Here is a 17,302-nt window from a genome sequence, read left to right as displayed (position 1 = left end):
TAACCGATATATATTTCTATTTTTTCAAAATGGATGCCAGTGTATCCGCATCGATATAGGTGTTTGAATCTTGCTCCTGACAGGAGGCATATACAATGGGAGAGTGGAAGGCATTACCTGCGGCTAAGGCGTTACGAGCGATAGTACCGGCTGGTTCACAAATTACCGTTGTTCCGTCATGAAGAGATGTAAAAGTATCCACAATACCTGTCAGATCGGATATATCCGTTTCTTTTTCTACGGGTCGGTATAAATGATATATTTCCACATCTTCATTATATGCATTTTCCAGTTGGGCGGTTATTTCTTGCCGTGTGGTACCTGCGGCTGCTGCTATGAAAAGAATTGGGGTTACCTCTGTATCCAGTGCTAAATCAATGGCATCGGCAATATGCTGTTCATCTCTATCCATATCAATTTCCACGGCATCGGGAATGCCGGAACGAATCGCAAATGTTATGATATCACGGTAATCCCGGTCGGTTTGAAAATAGGAATCAAGATTGGAAAAGCGGCAGGAGAAGATAATCGGGTTTTCTTGAAATTGTAAACTGATTGTCATAAGCGCATTCCAAAGTTGGGAAAGATTGGCACCACCATTGAACGAATCTGCTTTAAATTCGACGAAATCAAATGCATGTTCTTTAATTATATGACTTTGGCTGATTGCGCTGTAAATGCTTTCAGGAGTAAGGGGAACACATATTTTAGGATTTTCTGTGTTTAATTTGGTATAACCGATTTTTATCATTTAGATTTCCTCCTTATATATAAGAATGAAATTACATATGAATAAAGAGCAGCCGTTTAAACGGTTGCTCTTTTTTGGTGCGCCCGGTAGGAATCGAACCTACGCACCCGGTTCCGGAGACCGGTGCTCTATCCCCTGAGCTACGGGCGCATGATAAAAGTAAAAATATAAAGTGGTTTAAAAAGCACTTTACTATATTATCATGTTTTGGAGAAAATATCAATACAATTGTTGATGAGATTACCAAAGTATTATTGCTATTTCAAATTTTCGATGCTATTATTAAAAAAGAATATTCATATGAACATTATTCATGATATCACGAGGTGCATGAACATGGAACAGAAATATTATATTGGATTTGATGCGGGAACGCAGAGTGTCAAGGTTGCCGTTTATGATGACAAATTACAGTGTGTGGCAATGGATACGGCGAAGACAACATTGACATATCCTCATCCAGGATGGGTACAGATGGATATTGATGAATATTACCGATTAATCAAACAATGCATGAAGACCTGTTCGGCTAAATTAAAGGAGCAAGGGATACCCGTTACTTCTGTGCGGGCTATTATGGGAGATGGCATTATTTGTGGTATTGCCGGTATTGATGAAGATGGGAATGCGGTCACGCCTTTTATTAATTACCTTGATAGTCGCACTATGGAAGATGTGGAAGAACTTAAAAAAAAGAAACTTGATATTTGGGCGCAGGAGACTGGAAATGCTGAACCAAATTGCATGTTTCCTGCTATGCTGGCACGGTGGTTTATCAAACACAGTGAACCGTTTCGAACACAAGGGGTAAAATTTATGCATAACTGTCCGTATGTTCTGCTGCACTTAGCAGGACTTAAAGGAACGGATGCCTTCCTTGATTGGGGGGTAATGTCCGGGTGGGGATTGGGATATAATGTTATGAACAAGCAATGGTCCGAAGAACAATTGAAAATCTTAGGAATTCCCAGAAAATATATGCCGAAGATTTTAAAACCATGGGATATTATTGGAGGACTTTGTGAAAAAGATGCCAAAGAAACAGGATTTCCTGCAGGGATTCCTATTTGTGCCGGGGCTGGGGATACGATGGAATCCATGATGGGAAGCGGCGTATTGGAAGCGGGAAATGCTGTAGATGTGGCGGGGACGTGTGCCATGTTCTGTGTTGCAACGGAAGGAATTGTCCCAGAGTTATCTGTTCCCGGGAGTGGTCTTATTTTTAATTCGGGTACGCTTCCCAATAGTTATTTTTATTGGGGCTTCGTTCGTACAGGAGGGTTGGCACTTCGTTGGTTTAAAGACAGTATTTGCCGGCATGAAGAAGATACATATTATGAAAAGCTGGATTCCTTAGCCGGCCGGTATCCTGCTGGCTGCGACGGAGTTATATTTATCCCTTATTTGACGGGGGGGAATGGAGCGTTTCAACATGTGCGGGGAACTTTTTTAGGATTAACGCTTGATTCTGATCAAGGAGCTCTTTGGCGTTCTGTTCTGGAAGGGATTGGATATGATTATTTAGAAATAACGGATTTATATCGTCATGCTGGGATTTGCATTGATAAACTCACCGTTACGGAAGGGGGAAGTCGGGATTCATTATGGAATCAAATTAAAGCAGACATGCTTGATACACAGGTTTTGACATTGGAAGTTGCCGGTGGGGCCGTCCCGACTAATTGTGTTGTTGCTGCATATGCAGTTCATGATATCATTGACTTAAAGTTTGTGTTGCAGCGAAAATTAATGCCTAAGGAAGTTTATATGCCCCATAGTGAACATACAGTGGTATATCGACGTAATTATGAGAAAAGAAAGAATGTGCTGAGGGCTTTGAATGAAGTCAAATAGAAGCTGTATGTGGGATGACAGGGTTTGTGAAAAAACTCAAAAGGTATACATGATAAAAGTTCATAATATAACACAATGCAATGCGTATTTTGCATATATATATGCAGAGTACGCATTTTTTAGCGGTTTCCCATGGTTGAGCGTATTTTCTTTCATTTATTTTCTTATAAAAGAGTATAATTCAGTAGATTTTTTTACTAAGTGTGGTATACTATACATGTAAGCAAGGCAATTAAAATATCTAAATGCGTGATGAATGGGAAAAAAACAAGTGAAAAAAATCACGCGAATTGAAGGAGGAGTTAGTAATGTTTTGTAAAAAAGTAATGGTTATTGGTGCCGGTACAATGGGTTCGGGTATTGCTCAGGTATTTGTAACACATGGTTGCGAAGTAGTTTTGAACGATATTAAACAAGAGTTCATTGATGGCGGGAAAGCAAAGATTGACAAGAACTTGACAAAACTTGTCGGCAAAGGAAAAATGACACAGGAAGATAAGAATGCTGCTATGGCTCGCATCACAGGTTTTGTTGATGTGACGAAAGAAAGCATGGCGGGTATTGATCTTGTCGTTGAAGCTGCTATTGAAAACATGAAAATCAAAGCTCAGATCTTCAAAAATTTGGGTGAATGCTGCGAACCGCATACTATTCTTGCTAGTAATACATCTTCCCTGGCTATTACGGAAATTGCTGCGGCAACGAATCGTCCGGATCAAGTTATCGGCATGCATTTCTTTAATCCGGCTCCTGTTATGAAACTTATCGAAATTATTAACGGCATCGCCACTTCTGAAGATACTTTCAAAAAGGTATTTGAAGCATCTGAAGAATTGGGCAAATCTCCTGTTAAAGTAACTGACTTCCCTGGCTTTGCGGGTAATCGTATTGTTATTCCTATGTTAAACGAAGCTATATTTGCTTTGATGGAAGGCGTAGCTTCCAAAGAAGATATTGATAAAGTTTGCCAATTAGGCTTTAATCATCCGATGGGACCATTAGCTCTTTGCGATTTAATCGGTAATGATGTGGTACTTCATGTAATGGAAGTTCTGTATTCTGGTATGGGAGATCCTAAATATCGTCCGTGCCCGCTGCTTGTCAAATACGTGCAAGCTGGATATCTTGGCCGTAAGACTGGCAAAGGTTTTTATGACTATAAATAATTATTGTATTTGCTGATAAAATATTAGTATAATTACAGGAGGTCTAATCAATATGGAATACCAGAACATTCTTTTTAGTGTGGAAGACGGCATTGGGTTGTTGACAATCAATCGCCCGAAGGCCTTAAATGCTTTGAATGCAGCGACGGTTACAGAAATGAAAGATTGTGTTGGAAAGGTTGCTGCTAATTCTGACATAAAAGTATTGGTTATTACCGGGTCGGGGGATAAATCCTTTGTTGCCGGTGCTGATATCAAAGAAATGGCTACTAAAAATCCGGCGGAAGGACGTGCGTGGGGGATTTTTGGACAAAGTGTATTTACTGAAATCGAAAAATTACCTCAGCCCGTAATTGCGGCTATTAACGGTTTTGCACTTGGTGGAGGTTGCGAATTATCCTGTGCCTGTGATTTTCGGTATGCTTCTGAAAATGCTAAATTTGGTCAACCGGAAGTTGGCTTAGGCATTACCCCTGGTTTTGGCGGTACGCAACGGCTGACTCGTGTAGTTGGACGCGGGTATGCTAAAGAATTAATTTATACAGGTGGTATGATTGATGCTCAGGAAGCTCATCGCATTGGTCTGGTTAACAAGGTGGTTCCTCAAGCTGAATTAATGGATGTTGTCATGAAGGTTGCTAAGAAGATTGCTAAAAACGCACCTGTAGCTGTTCAGATGTCTAAAGCTGCTATTAATAACGGCGTTAATTGCGATGTGGTAACCGGCATTTCTTATGAAGCAGAAGTGTTTGGCCTTTGCTTTGCAACGGCTGATCAAAAAGAAGGTATGGGAGCTTTTGTTGAAAAGCGTAAACCGTCCTTTACGGGTAAGTAATACTGTTAAGTTGTTTTGCTGATAAGACGAGAGTGCATTCCGGGATTCGGAATGCACTCTTTTGTATTTGTATTTATATTTGACTTTTTGACTTTTATTTGATTTTTTGCCTTAAAATCATTGACAAATGAGACTTAACATGCTATGTTTTATATAGTTATTAGCACTCAATTAAAACGAGTGCTAAAATATAAAGGAGCAGAGGTGATAGATATGGAAATGGATGAAAGAAAAAAGAAAATACTGCAAGCTATCATTCAGGACTATATCACGTCTGCTGAACCTGTTGGTTCGAGGACTATTGCCCGTAAATATAATCTTGGTGTAAGTGCAGCAACCATCCGCAATGAAATGTTTGATCTAGAAATGCTGGGGTTCTTGGAACAACCGCATACATCTGCAGGACGCGTTCCTTCCGCTAGAGGATATCGATTTTATGTTGATTGTTTACTGCAGCCTACGGAAATCAGCAATGAAGAGAAAAAAATTGTGCAAGGTTGGTTTCAAGATAAAATGAGCGATGTTGATCAAATTTTCCAGTCAACGGCGAAAGTGTTATCTCGTATTACGCATAATGTGACTTTGGTTATGGCATCTCGGCAAATGACTTCTAAATTAAAGTATATTCGTTTTTTGCCGCTTGACGACCATCGTGCTATTATGATTGTTGTGACTGATACAGGCCAAATCGAAAATTGCATTTATTCCAAGCCAGTATCAGCAACGCTGGATGATTTAAATTTGATTGCAGAGAAATTAACGCATTATTTATCGGGAATCCCCATGTCTGACATTTCCATGCAGATGATTGATAAACTTCATGAGAGTATTGTAGATGATGTAGAGTTATATCGCGTGGCGTTTCGATCCTTGACAAAATCTTTCCATAAGCAGCAGCTATACAAGGGCGGTACGATGGAGCTCCTTAATAAACCTGAATTTAAAGATGTAGATAAAGCTAAAAACTTATTTACCTTATTAGAGGAACAAGATATGGTGGCTAATCTTTTGATGAGTGATGAGGGGGCGCACAACAAAAAAGTAAGTGTGCGTATTGGCGATGAAGCAAATCTTTCTTCCATCAATGATTGCAGTATTATTGAAGCTACATTTTCCGATGATAATGTGGTTTTGGGAAAAATAGCAGTGCTGGGACCTACGCGGATGGAGTATGCAAAGATTATCGGGCTTTTAGATTTCATGAAACAACACTTACAATATATATTAGAGCATTACCATGATAATCAATAGGAGGTTTTGAGACACATGGATGACGAAAACAAAAAATCAGATGTGGAAACAACTGATACATCTAAAGAGAAAGAAATGGATACACAGGAAAAGGAATCAAAGGTAAACGAGGAGGACGCACAAGCAAAGCGGACTGAAAATAAGGAAGCTGAAAATAAGGAAGCTGAAAATAAAATGGATGGTGTAACGGCGGCACAACCCGAAGAAACATCCGATACAGCTCTTGATGCTATGAAACAACAGTATACACGTCTGCAGGCAGATTTTGCTAATTATAAAAAGCGAACTGCCAGTGAAAAATTACAAATTTCTGAAGTTGTAAAGATGGATATATTAACGGGTATATTGCCCATTATAGATAATTTTGAACGGGCATTATGTGTGCCGAAGGATCAAATAACGGATGATATAAAATCCTTTTTAGATGGATATCAGATGATATATAATCAATTAATGACAGTTCTTAAAAAGGAAGGCTTGCAGAAAATTGATGCAGTTGGCAAGCCTTTTGATCCTAATTATCATCAAGCTGTCATGCGTACCCCTAGTGATGAATATGAAGATGACATTGTTATTGAAGTGTTGCAGGAAGGGTACCTGTTGGGAGAAAAAACATTACGCCCAGCAATGGTAAAAGTTGCATTTAACGGTTAATTATCGTTGTAATAAAAGAATGGAGGAATTTAAAATGGCTAAAGTAATTGGTATTGATTTAGGTACGACTAATTCGGTGGTTGCAGTAATGGAAGGGGGAGAACCTACTGTTATTACAAATACGGAGGGATCTCGTTTGACACCATCCGTTGTAGGGTTTTCCAAGACGGGAGAACGTCTTGTAGGACAGCTGGCAAAACGTCAGGCTGTTTCTAACCCAGGAAATACGGTCGCTTCTATTAAGCGGCATATGGGGGAAAGCTATACGGTAGATATTAATGGGAAGAAATATACGCCACAGGAAATTTCTGCGATGATTTTGCAAAAATTGAAAGAGGATGCAGAAGCGTATTTAGGTGAAAAAGTGACGCAAGCGGTTATTACGGTTCCAGCATACTTCTCCGACAGTCAACGTCAGGCTACGAAAGATGCTGGTAAAATAGCCGGGCTTGATGTACTGCGTATTGTAAATGAACCAACAGCAGCCGCGTTGGCTTATGGCCTTGATAAAGGCGGCGATGGTAAAATCTTGGTATTTGACCTTGGCGGTGGTACGTTTGATGTTTCTATCCTTGAATTAGGAGATGGCGTATTTGAAGTAAAGGCTACAAACGGCAATACAAAACTGGGCGGCGATGATTTTGATGATGCTGTTATGAACTGGATGGTTGCAGAATTTAAGAGTCAGACCGGTATTGATCTTTCTCAGGATAAGATGGCGGAACAGCGTTTGAAAGAAGCGGCTGAAAAAGCTAAAATTGAACTATCTACTGTTCTTTCCACCAATATTAACTTACCGTTCATTACGGCAGATGCAACAGGTCCGAAACATTTAGATCTTAATTTGACGCGCGCAAAATTCAATGAACTTACAGCAGATCTTGTGCATGCTACGATGGAACCGACTCGTAAAGCGATTGCTGACTCAGGGTTTTCAATCAATGAAATTGACAAAATTATTCTTGTCGGTGGTTCCAGTCGTATTCCGGCTGTACAGGAAGCGATAAAGTCTATCCTCGGTAAAGAACCAAATAAAGGTGTCAATCCTGATGAATGTGTAGCTGTCGGTGCTGCTATTCAGGCAGGTGTACTTGTCGGCGATGTTAAGGATGTATTGCTTCTTGATGTTACTCCCCTGTCTTTAGGGATTGAAACTTTGGGTGGCGTATTCACTAAAATTATTGATCGCAATACTACGATTCCTACGTCCGGAAGTCAAGTATTTTCTACCGCTGTAGATAATCAACCTTCCGTTGATGTTCATGTACTGCAGGGTGAACGTGAAATGGCTGCTGATAACAAAACATTGGGGCGTTTCGAACTTTCCGGAATTCCATCTGCTCCGCGTGGTGTACCTCGCATTGAAGTATCATTCAATATAGATGCGAATGGTATTGTGAATGTTTCGGCAAAAGATTTGGGAACTGGAAAGGAACAAAAAATTACGATTACTTCCTCCAGCGGTTTGGATAAGAGCGAAATTGATCGTATGGTCAAGGAAGCAGCTGCCCATGAAGCGGAAGATAAAAAGCGCAAGGAAGGAATTGAAGCCAAAAATAATGCGGATTCTATCATTTATCAGGCTGAAAAGACAATTAAAGATCTTGGTGATAAGGCAGATGCCGCTAAAGTTTCTGAAATCAAGGACAAAATTGCAAGTTTAAAAGAAGCTGTAAAAACTGATGATGCAGATAAAATTAAAGCAGCGACAGATGAATTGACAAAGCCGTTATACGAGCTGACTAGCGAAATGTATAAACAAGCTGATGCACAGCAGCAAGCTGCACAGCAAAGCGGCGGTGCGCAACAAGGTTCACAAGAAGCGCCAAAGGATGAAAAAGTCGTCGATGCAGATTATAAAGTAGTCGATGATGACAAGAAGTAAGATAGATAAGAGGGGCTGCCCATATGAGTAAAGATTATTATGAAATTCTAGGTGTTTCTAAAGACGCTAGTGATGACGAAATCAAAAAAGCGTTTCGCAAGCTTGCCATTAAATATCATCCCGATAAAAATCGGGATGATCCTAAGGCGGCTGAAGGAAAATTTAAAGAAATAAATGAAGCATACAGTGTTCTTTCTGATAAACAGAAACGAGCACAGTACGATCAGTTTGGACCGGAAGCCTTTCAAAATGGCGCTGCAGGTTCTGGAGGGTTTGGACAGGGTGGCTTTGGCGGTTTTGGTCAAGGAGGCGGATTTGGACAAGGCGATTTTGGCGGCTTCGGAGACATTTTTGATACGTTTTTCGGCGGTCAGGGCAGCCGCCAGACCAATGGACCTGAACGAGGAGCTGATTTGCGCTTCGATGTAGATATTTCTTTTGAAAATGCTGCTTTCGGCGTAGAAATGGAAATTCAGGTTCCTAAGAATGAAACATGTGATCATTGCCATGGGTCAGGAGCTGAACCTGGTAGTAAGGTAGATACATGTCCTATTTGTCACGGAACAGGACAGCAGCGAGTAGTTCAAAATACGCCTTTTGGACAAATGGTTAATGTACGGACGTGTTCCCATTGCGGTGGCACGGGTAAGATCGTTCATGAAAAATGTAAGAAATGTCATGGAGAAGGTACTCTTAAAATCCGTAAAAAGTTAAAAATTAAAATTCCCGCAGGTGTTGATGATGGAGCTCGCTTACGTGTAGCCGGGGAAGGTGAACCCGGTGTGCGTGGCGGCGGACATGGTGATTTGTATGTGTATATTTATGTACGCAAGAATAGTCATTTTGAACGCCGAGGTAATGATGTATTGTCAGAAGAAACTATTACATTTGCTCAGGCGGCTCTTGGAACTACGATACGAGTGGATACGTTGGATGGCAAGGTTGAGTTGAAAATTCCTGCTGGTACACAAACGGGAACTAGTTTCCGTATTAAAAACCGTGGAGTGCCTTATCTCCAGTCTGAAAAGCGCGGCGATCATTACGTGCGCATTCAAGTATCGACACCTAAGCATTTAAATGACAAACAGCGTCAAATTTTAAAGGAATTTGCTGCTTCTTGTGGTGAAAAATGGGTGGGGGAGCCTGAAAAGAAAGATGGATTTTGGGATAAAATAAAAAAAATGATTCGCACTTGGTTTGATCGCAAGTGCATGATATGGGGATTTAACGAATGAAATGGAAGAAAATAGACTTGTTTGTCCCCGGAGAGGCCACCGAATTGGTGGCCCTTCTTTTATGCGAGTACGGTAGTAACGGTTCTATTATTGATGAAGAGAAATCACATGGGGCCTGTGTTTGTGTTACGGCGTACTTTCCGGTAGAACAAGAACATATAATCTGTAGGTTAAAAGAAAAATTAAAAGAGTTGGAAACCCGCGGCGATTTTAAGGGAGCGTGGAATATTTCGGAGTCACAATCGGATGATTCTTCATGGCTGTATACTTGGCAGAAATATTTCCACCCCAAGAAAATATCAAATAGATTTTGGGTTGAACCGGCTTGGGAAAAGGTTAAACCTGGCAAAGACGATATGGTTATTACTATTGAACCAGGGGTTTCTTTTGGTAGTGGGTTGCATGATACGACGAGTCTTTGTATTTCTTATCTTGAAAAAACGATTAAAAATGGAGATAAAGTTTTTGATATTGGAACAGGTACTGGCATTCTTGCAATTGCTGCAGCAAAGTTGGGAGCAGCACATGTTACTGCCGTTGATCTTGATGAAAAGTCGGTAGTACAGGCAGCTGTCAATATAGAACTCAATAATATGGCCGCATATATTAATGTATCCTGCAGTGATTTATTGAATTCCGTAGTACATGGCACTGATAAAGCGGATGTCATTGTGGCTAATATTGTAAGTGATGCTATTATTTCTTTATTGCCAGCGCTTCCAAATTATTTGCGTGATGGCGGTATTTTTATTGCCAGCGGTATTATTGATGATCGTATTGAAGATATACGCAGGGCTGCAGATGAAAACGGTTTTATATGGATTGATGAACAACTCCGTAATGGCTGGTACGCTGTACGTATGAGGTGGATGTGATGAGAAAAATTTTTACATCGTTTCCGTTGACGAGCACATTTGAATTATCTTCTGATGATGCTCATCATGTAAGGGTAGTATTGCGCCATAAAGTAGGCGATAGCATTGCTGTAACGGATTCTACAGGTACTACGTATGATTGCATTATTACGCAAATAGAAAATCATGCTGTCTTTCTGACGCCGGCTCATAAAATAAGTGATGCTGTTATTTCGAATGATAAGGTGGTTCTTGCTGCGGGACTACTAAAGAATGATAAGTTTGAATGGATTGTCCAAAAAGCTGTTGAATTAGGGGTAGACCGTATTATTCCTGTACAAATGAAACATTGTGTAGTAAAATTAAACGAAACACATCAACAGGATAAAATAAAACGCTGGCAGAAAATTGCGCTAGAAGCAGCTAAACAATGTGGTCGCAATGATGTCCCTGAGGTCACTGCTGTTTTTGATATTCCTAAACTGATTAAAGCGTATCGTGATGTACGTTTTGTTGTTCCCTATGAACAGGAGACGGCACCTTTTCACGATATCTGCCAACAAGTGGGGAATGGTGACGTAGTTATTTGCATTGGACCGGAAGGCGGATTTGACAAAAATGAAATTGCTTTGCTGCGTGAAACAGTACCTTGGTGTCGTACCGTATCATTGGGTACACACATTCTTCGAGCGGAAACCGCGGCGATAGCAACTATTTCAATTATTATGTATGAAAGAGGATTTAAATAATGCCTACAATTGCATTTGCCACTCTCGGGTGCCGTGTCAATCAATATGATACGGACAGTATGCGTGGCTTATTTTTATCTCATGGTTATCATGAGGTTGATTTTCATGGTGTAGCAGATGTATATGTCATCAATACCTGTTCTGTTACACAAATGGGAGAAAAAAAATCACGTCAATATATTCGACGCGCGAAAAAATTAAATTCATCTTCTATTGTTGTTGTAACTGGATGTTATGCACAACTTGAGCCAGAATTTATTTCTACAATGGAAGGGGTAGATGTTGTTATTGGCATAAATGAAAAACATCGAATTGTGAATATTGTTGACATGTACATTGGGGAAGGACATCAATATGCTGTTACGGCGGTTCGTGATGTACGGACGTATAAGGAGTTTGAAGAAATTCCTTTATATCCGGCGGCAGTAGAACATACACGAGCCGACCTCAAGATTCAAGAAGGGTGTAATAATTTTTGTACATATTGCATCATTCCCTATACAAGAGGAAGTCTTAAATCCCGAAAACCGGATGCAGTTATTGAAGAAGCAAAACGCCTTATTACCTATGGATTCAAGGAAATTGTACTTACAGGAATTCATTTAGGTGCCTATGGGGTGGATCTTCCTGAACAACCAACATTAGCTTTGATTTTGCGCCGTCTTCTTGAAGAAACGCAAGTACAACGTATTCGGATGGGTTCTATAGAATCATTGGAAGTCGACGAAGATTTGATTGCTGTCATAAATTCTTCGAATCGAATTTGCCCGCACCTTCACTTGCCGTTGCAATCGGGATCAGATGAAATATTATCATCGATGCACCGGCATTATACAAAGACTGAGTATGTTCAATTAATTGAGTATTTACGTGAAAATATTCATGGATTAACGGTTTCAACAGATTTAATTTTGGGGTTTCCCGGTGAAACGGAGTCCTTGTTTCAAGAAACCTTAGAAACGCTGAAATATTTAAAATTTTCACACATTCATGCCTTTCCCTATTCTCCTAGACCGGGAACTCCGGCAGCCAGTATGGAAAATCAGGTTCCCGAGCAAGTAAAGAAACAACGGGTATCGCTTGTCAATGATTTGACAAAACGGCAGCAAAAAGAAGAAATGCAACACATGCTGGGACATACTGTCCGAGTTTTAATAGAAAAACAAACGGGGGACAGCGGTGAAGGGTTTTCGGAAAATTATGAACGGGTTCAAGTAAGCGGACTCCCCTGTGATTGTAAAAAAATAATAGTTCGGGCTGTATTAAAAGAAGTAACTGACGATACGTTATTAGGTAAATTCAGAGAGGGTGAATAAAATGGAAGATTGTTTATTTTGTAAAATTATTATGGGTGAAATACCTAGTGCAAAAGTGTATGAAGATGAAAATTTCTTTGCTTTTAAGGATATTGCACCAGTAGCACCTGTACATGTTCTTGTTGTTCCCAAAAAACATATTTGCAGTATTGCTGATTTAAAACCCGAAGATGCAGAAGTAGCAGGTAAAATGTTGTATGCTATCCAAAAGGTAGCGGATCTGCTGGGGTTGTCTCAAGATGGCTATAGAGTTGTTTTTAATACCGGTGAAAAAGCAGGCCAGACAGTACACCATATGCATGCACATATTCTCGGTGGTAAGGAAATGGCTTGGCCGGGAGTATAACGTAAAAAAATCCTCATCAGAAAAATTTCTGATGAGGATTTTTTTAATCTTTAAAGTAAGGTTTAAAAACAGAACGGTTTGGTTCTTTATGTTGTTTTTTTTCATTTGATTTGCGTGGTTCACGCGATTTACGATCTGAAGAACGAGAGTCGCTGAATCGGCGTTTTTTTTCTCGATCACCGGAACTGCGATGATGATCGCCTTCATGTTTTCGATCTTTGCTTCCCGAATAATCACGACGGCGGTTTGTGCTATTGTTGGAATGAAAACTGCGTTTTATACGAAGAGGCGCTTCTTCTGTAATTTTTACAGGAGTCGTATCTGGTTCTTTTGTCAGCAGTTTAATAGCAGCTGAAACCAAGGCAACAGAATCAAAATTAGATAACAATTCTTCAGCACTGGCACGATAACTTTCTACGCTCCCGTCTTCGGCTGCGGCAGCAAGGTTTCTGATAGCGCTCTGCTGTGCGCCTTCAAGAGCTTCTGAGAAGGAAGGGGCTTTGCGACGAGGAATAGGCCGTTTGATTAACCGTTCAATGGTGCGGAGATGTTCTATTTCACGAGGAATAACAAAGGTCATGGCTTCGCCGGTTTGTCCGGCACGGCCAGTACGGCCGACTCGATGAACATAACTTTCCGGATCTTGCGGCAGATCATAGTTATATACGTGCGTGACACCGCTGATATCTAATCCACGGGCAGCTACATCTGTAGCGACGAGAATATCAATTGTTTTTTCACGGAACTGCCGTATGACCGTATCTCTTTTGGCCTGTGTCAAATCTCCATGGATGCCTTCCGCAGAAAAGCCGCGCTTTTTTAATGCTTCTGATACTTCATCGACACGACGTTTCGTGCGGACAAAAATAATCGCTAGATCAGGATCCTGTAAATCGAGCAGCCGGCAAAGTATATCAAACTTTTGACGATCGGGTACTTCGATGTATGATTGTTCAATAAGATCAATTGTAACTTCCTTTGCTTTCATGCGTATGATCTGTGGATCGTGCAGAAATTTCTGCGCTAGTTCTTGAATCGGTTTAGGCATGGTTGCTGAAAAAAGCAATGTTTGCCGGGTATCTGCTGGAGTTGCAGCCATAATTAGGTTGATGTCATCGATAAAACCCATATTGAGCATTTCATCTGCTTCGTCAAGTACAATAGTTGAAATATGGTTAAGACGAATTGTACCTCTTTTCATGTGGTCAATTAAACGTCCTGGCGTAGCTACCACGATCTGCGGATTTTTTCGCAGACGACGAAGCTGGCGGTCAATATCTTGACCACCGTAAATTGGCAGTGCTTGAATGTTGGTAAATTGTGCAAGGTGGTTGATTTCTTCAGCAACCTGCATTGCTAGTTCACGTGTTGGTGATAAGACGACAGTTTGGATATCTTTTGTAGGTGTTGCGGCCAAGATTTTTTCCAGCACGGGAATTGCGTAAGCAGCCGTTTTCCCTGTACCAGTTTGAGCTTGGCCGATCATATCATTACCGGACAATGCGACCGGGATGGATTCGGCTTGAATGGGGGTTGGTTCTTCAAATCCCATTTCGTTCAGGGCTTGGATGATTACGTCATTGATGTTCAGTTCTTTGAATTTTTCTAACATGTATACCTCCTATTAATGTAACTTATCTAGTATAGCATTGATTGTCATAAAAAGATAGAGAAAACAATAAAGTATTTTTATTATTTCCTGTCATACACGCAGGAGATGCAAGATTGATAAATGTTAAGAAAACGACAAAAAAACAAGTGTTATTCCTCGGGCATTTGTGGTATGATACATAACGTGACAAACAAAGTATAAAAGATGGATATTTTTGACTAATAATATGTATTTATGATAAAATATATTATTGATGTTGATAGAGTAGATATCTTATTTGTGCAATTAATTGGAGGGCTGTTCAGGTGTTTGACAAATTAGTAAATAGATTACTTGGAAACAATACAGAGCGCGAATTAAAAAAGATGTGGCCGATTGTTAAAGAAGTCAATAGATTGGAAGCTTCGTTGGTAGATTTGAGTGATGCATCGTTGGCAGGTAAAACGCTGGAATTCAAAAAGCGCATACAGGAAGGCGAAACATTGGATGACTTGCTGCCCGAAGCATTTGCTGTTGTCCGTGAAGCATCAAGACGAGTTACGGGAATGCGGCATTTTGACGTACAATTGCTGGGCGGTATTGTGCTTCATCGTGGAGATATAGCAGAAATGAGAACGGGTGAAGGGAAAACCTTGGTTGCAACTTTACCTGTTTATTTGAATGCATTGTCAGGTAAAGGTGTTCATGTTGTTACAGTCAATGATTACCTTGCTACACGGGACAGTGAAGAAATGGGTCAAATTTATAAATTTTTAGGACTGTCTGTCGGATTGATTGTCCATGATTTAGATTATGACCAAAGACGCCGTGCGTATAATGCAGATATTACATATGGAACAAACAATGAATTCGGGTTTGATTATCTGCGGGATAATATGGTAATCAGCGCCGATCAGATGGTACAGCGCCCTCTTAACTATTGTATCGTCGATGAAGTTGATAGTATTCTTATTGATGAAGCCCGTACACCCCTTATTATCTCCGGTCCGGGAGAAAAATCAACAGATATGTATTATACACTGGCAGCTATTGTAAAACGCTTGAAAAAAGATGAAGATTATACGATGGACGAAAAACAAAAAACGATTGCACCAACAGAAGAAGGCGCTCATAAAATTGAAAAAATGCTGGGTATCAGCAATATGTTCGATAATGAACACTTAGAACTGAATCACTTGGTTATTCAGGCTTTACGGGCTTGTTTTATGATGCATTTGGATAAAGATTACGTTGTTAAAAATGGAGAAATCGTCATTGTCGATGAATTTACCGGTCGTCTTATGTACGGTCGCCGCTATAGTGATGGATTGCATCAGTCTATTGAAGCTAAAGAAGGTGTTAAAGTTCAAGGTGAAAGCAAGACGTTGGCGACTATTACCTTCCAAAATTATTTCCGTATGTATAATAAACTGGCGGGCATGACTGGTACAGCCAAAACAGAAGAAGATGAATTCAACAAGATTTACAAGCTGGATGTATATGTTATTCCGACCAATATGCCAATGATACGTAAGGATTTGCCGGATATGATATACAAAACAAAAAATGCCAAATATCGTGCCGTTGTTCGGGAAATTAAGGTGCGCCATGCCAAAGGACAACCGCTGTTAGTGGGCACGACTTCTATTAGTCAGTCGGAAATCATCAGTGGGCTTTTGGACAAAGAAAATATTGTACATAATGTATTGAATGCTAAATATCATGAAAAAGAAGCGGATATCATAAAAGAGGCAGGACAGCCGAATATGGTAACGATAGCCACCAATATGGCCGGCCGCGGTACGGATATCAAATTGGGTAAGGGAGTTCCTGAATTGGGAGGACTCATGATTATTGGAACAGAACGTCATGAAAGCAGACGAATTGATAACCAGCTTAGAGGACGTTCCGGACGGCAGGGAGATCCGGGAACTACACAATTTTTCTTGTCTTTGGAAGATGATCTCATGAGAATTTTCGGTTCTGATAACATTTCCAAGGTAATGGATAAGCTCGGGATGGATGAAGATGAACCGATTACACATTCTATGATTACTAAATCCATAGAAAAAGCACAAAAAAAAGTGGAAGCTCATAATTTTGAAATTCGTAAATATGTGTTGGAATATGATGACGTCATGAATCAACAGCGTGAAGTTCTCTATGGTCAACGACGCCAGGTTTTGCAGGTGGAATCGCTGCGGGAAACAATTATCGGTATGGTGGATGACATTATCATGGATGGATTGGAAAAATATGCCAATGAAAAACTATATCCGGAAGAATGGGACTTTACAGGCCTTTTACAGCAAATGGAGCAATATTTTGTACCTAAGGGAGCCACAACGGTCCAAGAACTGGAAAATCTCAGCCGTATAGAGGTACAAGAAAAATTGCATACGATTGCAACCGAACTGTATGATGCCCGTGAAAAAGAAATAGGGGCACCCACGATGCGTGAACTGGAAAAGGCAATTATGTTGCGTGTTGTTGACAGTAAGTGGATGGATCACTTGGATGCGATGGATGCATTAAAGGAAGGCATTAATCTGCGAGCTTATGGACAGAAAAATCCCCTTGTTGAATATAAATTTGAAGCCTATGAAATGTTTGAAGAAATGGTGGATTCTATCAAACGAACCGTTGTTACTTTCTTGTACCATATTCAAATCACGTACAGCAGCTCTGTGCCGAAAGCAGAAAATCATTTAGAAGGAGCTACAACCGTGCATCCGGAAAACAAACCGGTCAGCAAAGAAGATATTGAAGCAGACGAACGGGGACATGAAAAATAAAACGATTGGCTGTTGATGAT

At 40.3% G+C, this 17,302-nt stretch carries 14 protein-coding genes and 1 tRNA gene; 12 read left to right on the top strand and 3 right to left on the bottom strand.

Annotated elements, in window-relative coordinates:
- Positions 1 to 16: 16 nt before the first annotated feature.
- Together NXG62_RS03925 and NXG62_RS03920 are read right to left on the bottom strand one after the other, a co-directional pair.
- Positions 17 to 751 carry a type I 3-dehydroquinate dehydratase gene (locus tag NXG62_RS03925; RefSeq protein ID WP_427113672.1) on the bottom strand — a complete coding sequence of 245 codons (735 nt, stop codon included), beginning with the start codon at positions 749 to 751 and terminating at the stop codon, positions 17 to 19.
- 75 nt (positions 752 to 826) lie between these two features.
- Positions 827 to 901, bottom strand: a tRNA-Arg gene (locus tag NXG62_RS03920).
- Positions 902 to 1,087: 186 nt separating this feature from the next.
- Between NXG62_RS03920 and NXG62_RS03915 the strand changes: the two genes are divergently transcribed.
- From NXG62_RS03915 to NXG62_RS03865, 11 genes are all read left to right on the top strand, one after another.
- Positions 1,088 to 2,605 carry an FGGY-family carbohydrate kinase gene (locus tag NXG62_RS03915; protein ID WP_427113671.1) on the top strand — a complete coding sequence of 506 codons (1,518 nt, stop codon included), beginning with the start codon at positions 1,088 to 1,090 and terminating at the stop codon, positions 2,603 to 2,605.
- A 308-nt stretch (positions 2,606 to 2,913) separates the two neighbouring features.
- On the top strand, positions 2,914 to 3,771 hold the full coding sequence (locus NXG62_RS03910; protein ID WP_322351586.1) for a 3-hydroxybutyryl-CoA dehydrogenase: 858 nt from the start codon (positions 2,914 to 2,916) through the stop codon (positions 3,769 to 3,771).
- 52 nt (positions 3,772 to 3,823) lie between these two features.
- Positions 3,824 to 4,606 (top strand): short-chain-enoyl-CoA hydratase, encoded by a 783-nt coding sequence (locus NXG62_RS03905; RefSeq protein ID WP_427113670.1) that lies wholly within the window; start codon positions 3,824 to 3,826, stop codon positions 4,604 to 4,606.
- A gap of 213 nt (positions 4,607 to 4,819) precedes the next feature.
- Complete coding sequence (gene hrcA / locus NXG62_RS03900) at positions 4,820 to 5,857, top strand: heat-inducible transcriptional repressor HrcA (RefSeq protein WP_427113669.1); 1,038 nt, start codon at positions 4,820 to 4,822, stop codon at positions 5,855 to 5,857.
- A 15-nt stretch (positions 5,858 to 5,872) separates the two neighbouring features.
- Complete coding sequence (gene grpE / locus NXG62_RS03895) at positions 5,873 to 6,511, top strand: nucleotide exchange factor GrpE (protein WP_427113668.1); 639 nt, start codon at positions 5,873 to 5,875, stop codon at positions 6,509 to 6,511.
- Positions 6,512 to 6,545: 34 nt separating this feature from the next.
- Complete coding sequence (dnaK, locus tag NXG62_RS03890) at positions 6,546 to 8,396, top strand: molecular chaperone DnaK (protein ID WP_427113667.1); 1,851 nt, start codon at positions 6,546 to 6,548, stop codon at positions 8,394 to 8,396.
- A 23-nt stretch (positions 8,397 to 8,419) separates the two neighbouring features.
- A complete protein-coding gene (gene dnaJ, locus NXG62_RS03885) occupies positions 8,420 to 9,631 on the top strand; it encodes a molecular chaperone DnaJ (protein WP_427113666.1) in 1,212 nt (403 codons plus the stop codon).
- Positions 9,628 to 10,506 carry a 50S ribosomal protein L11 methyltransferase gene (gene prmA / locus NXG62_RS03880; protein WP_322351585.1) on the top strand — a complete coding sequence of 293 codons (879 nt, stop codon included), beginning with the start codon at positions 9,628 to 9,630 and terminating at the stop codon, positions 10,504 to 10,506. The genes dnaJ and prmA overlap by 4 nt, the downstream gene beginning before the upstream one ends.
- Positions 10,506 to 11,234, top strand: a complete 729-nt coding sequence (locus tag NXG62_RS03875) for an RsmE family RNA methyltransferase (protein ID WP_427113665.1) — start codon at positions 10,506 to 10,508, stop codon at positions 11,232 to 11,234. The genes prmA and NXG62_RS03875 overlap by 1 nt, the downstream gene beginning before the upstream one ends.
- Positions 11,234 to 12,550, top strand: a complete 1,317-nt coding sequence (gene mtaB, locus NXG62_RS03870; protein WP_427113664.1) for a tRNA (N(6)-L-threonylcarbamoyladenosine(37)-C(2))-methylthiotransferase MtaB — start codon at positions 11,234 to 11,236, stop codon at positions 12,548 to 12,550. Before NXG62_RS03875 ends, mtaB begins: the two co-directional genes overlap by 1 nt.
- Position 12,551: 1 nt before the next feature.
- The gene (locus tag NXG62_RS03865; RefSeq protein WP_427113663.1) at positions 12,552 to 12,896 is read left to right on the top strand and encodes a histidine triad nucleotide-binding protein; all 345 of its coding nucleotides are present in this window, start codon (positions 12,552 to 12,554) and stop codon (positions 12,894 to 12,896) included.
- A 43-nt stretch (positions 12,897 to 12,939) separates the two neighbouring features.
- Here the strand turns inward: NXG62_RS03865 and NXG62_RS03860 are convergent, their stop codons facing one another.
- Positions 12,940 to 14,508: a DEAD/DEAH box helicase gene (locus NXG62_RS03860; protein WP_427113662.1), complete on the bottom strand. Its 1,569-nt coding sequence runs from the start codon at positions 14,506 to 14,508 to the stop codon at positions 12,940 to 12,942.
- 365 nt (positions 14,509 to 14,873) lie between these two features.
- Between NXG62_RS03860 and secA the strand changes: the two genes are divergently transcribed.
- Positions 14,874 to 17,282 (top strand): preprotein translocase subunit SecA, encoded by a 2,409-nt coding sequence (gene secA, locus NXG62_RS03855; protein ID WP_427114234.1) that lies wholly within the window; start codon positions 14,874 to 14,876, stop codon positions 17,280 to 17,282.
- The last annotated feature ends 20 nt before the right edge of the window (positions 17,283 to 17,302 follow it).

The organism is Megasphaera sueciensis, assembly GCF_050219315.1.
GTDB classification, from domain to species: Bacteria; Bacillota; Negativicutes; order Veillonellales; family Megasphaeraceae; genus Megasphaera_A; species Megasphaera_A sueciensis.
Note: the sequence above shows the minus strand (reverse complement) of the source record. Positions and strands in the feature narration are given on the sequence as shown.

Coding starts and splice junctions, on each gene's coding strand:
- NXG62_RS03925 (WP_427113672.1), bottom strand. CDS start 751: ATGATAAAAATCGGTTATACCAAATTAAACACAGAAAATCCTAAAATA.
- NXG62_RS03915 (WP_427113671.1), top strand. CDS start 1,088: ATGGAACAGAAATATTATATTGGATTTGATGCGGGAACGCAGAGTGTC.
- NXG62_RS03910 (WP_322351586.1), top strand. CDS start 2,914: ATGTTTTGTAAAAAAGTAATGGTTATTGGTGCCGGTACAATGGGTTCG.
- NXG62_RS03905 (WP_427113670.1), top strand. CDS start 3,824: ATGGAATACCAGAACATTCTTTTTAGTGTGGAAGACGGCATTGGGTTG.
- hrcA (WP_427113669.1), top strand. CDS start 4,820: ATGGAAATGGATGAAAGAAAAAAGAAAATACTGCAAGCTATCATTCAG.
- grpE (WP_427113668.1), top strand. CDS start 5,873: ATGGATGACGAAAACAAAAAATCAGATGTGGAAACAACTGATACATCT.
- dnaK (WP_427113667.1), top strand. CDS start 6,546: ATGGCTAAAGTAATTGGTATTGATTTAGGTACGACTAATTCGGTGGTT.
- dnaJ (WP_427113666.1), top strand. CDS start 8,420: ATGAGTAAAGATTATTATGAAATTCTAGGTGTTTCTAAAGACGCTAGT.
- prmA (WP_322351585.1), top strand. CDS start 9,628: ATGAAATGGAAGAAAATAGACTTGTTTGTCCCCGGAGAGGCCACCGAA.
- NXG62_RS03875 (WP_427113665.1), top strand. CDS start 10,506: ATGAGAAAAATTTTTACATCGTTTCCGTTGACGAGCACATTTGAATTA.
- mtaB (WP_427113664.1), top strand. CDS start 11,234: ATGCCTACAATTGCATTTGCCACTCTCGGGTGCCGTGTCAATCAATAT.
- NXG62_RS03865 (WP_427113663.1), top strand. CDS start 12,552: ATGGAAGATTGTTTATTTTGTAAAATTATTATGGGTGAAATACCTAGT.
- NXG62_RS03860 (WP_427113662.1), bottom strand. CDS start 14,508: ATGTTAGAAAAATTCAAAGAACTGAACATCAATGACGTAATCATCCAA.
- secA (WP_427114234.1), top strand. CDS start 14,874: ATGTGGCCGATTGTTAAAGAAGTCAATAGATTGGAAGCTTCGTTGGTA.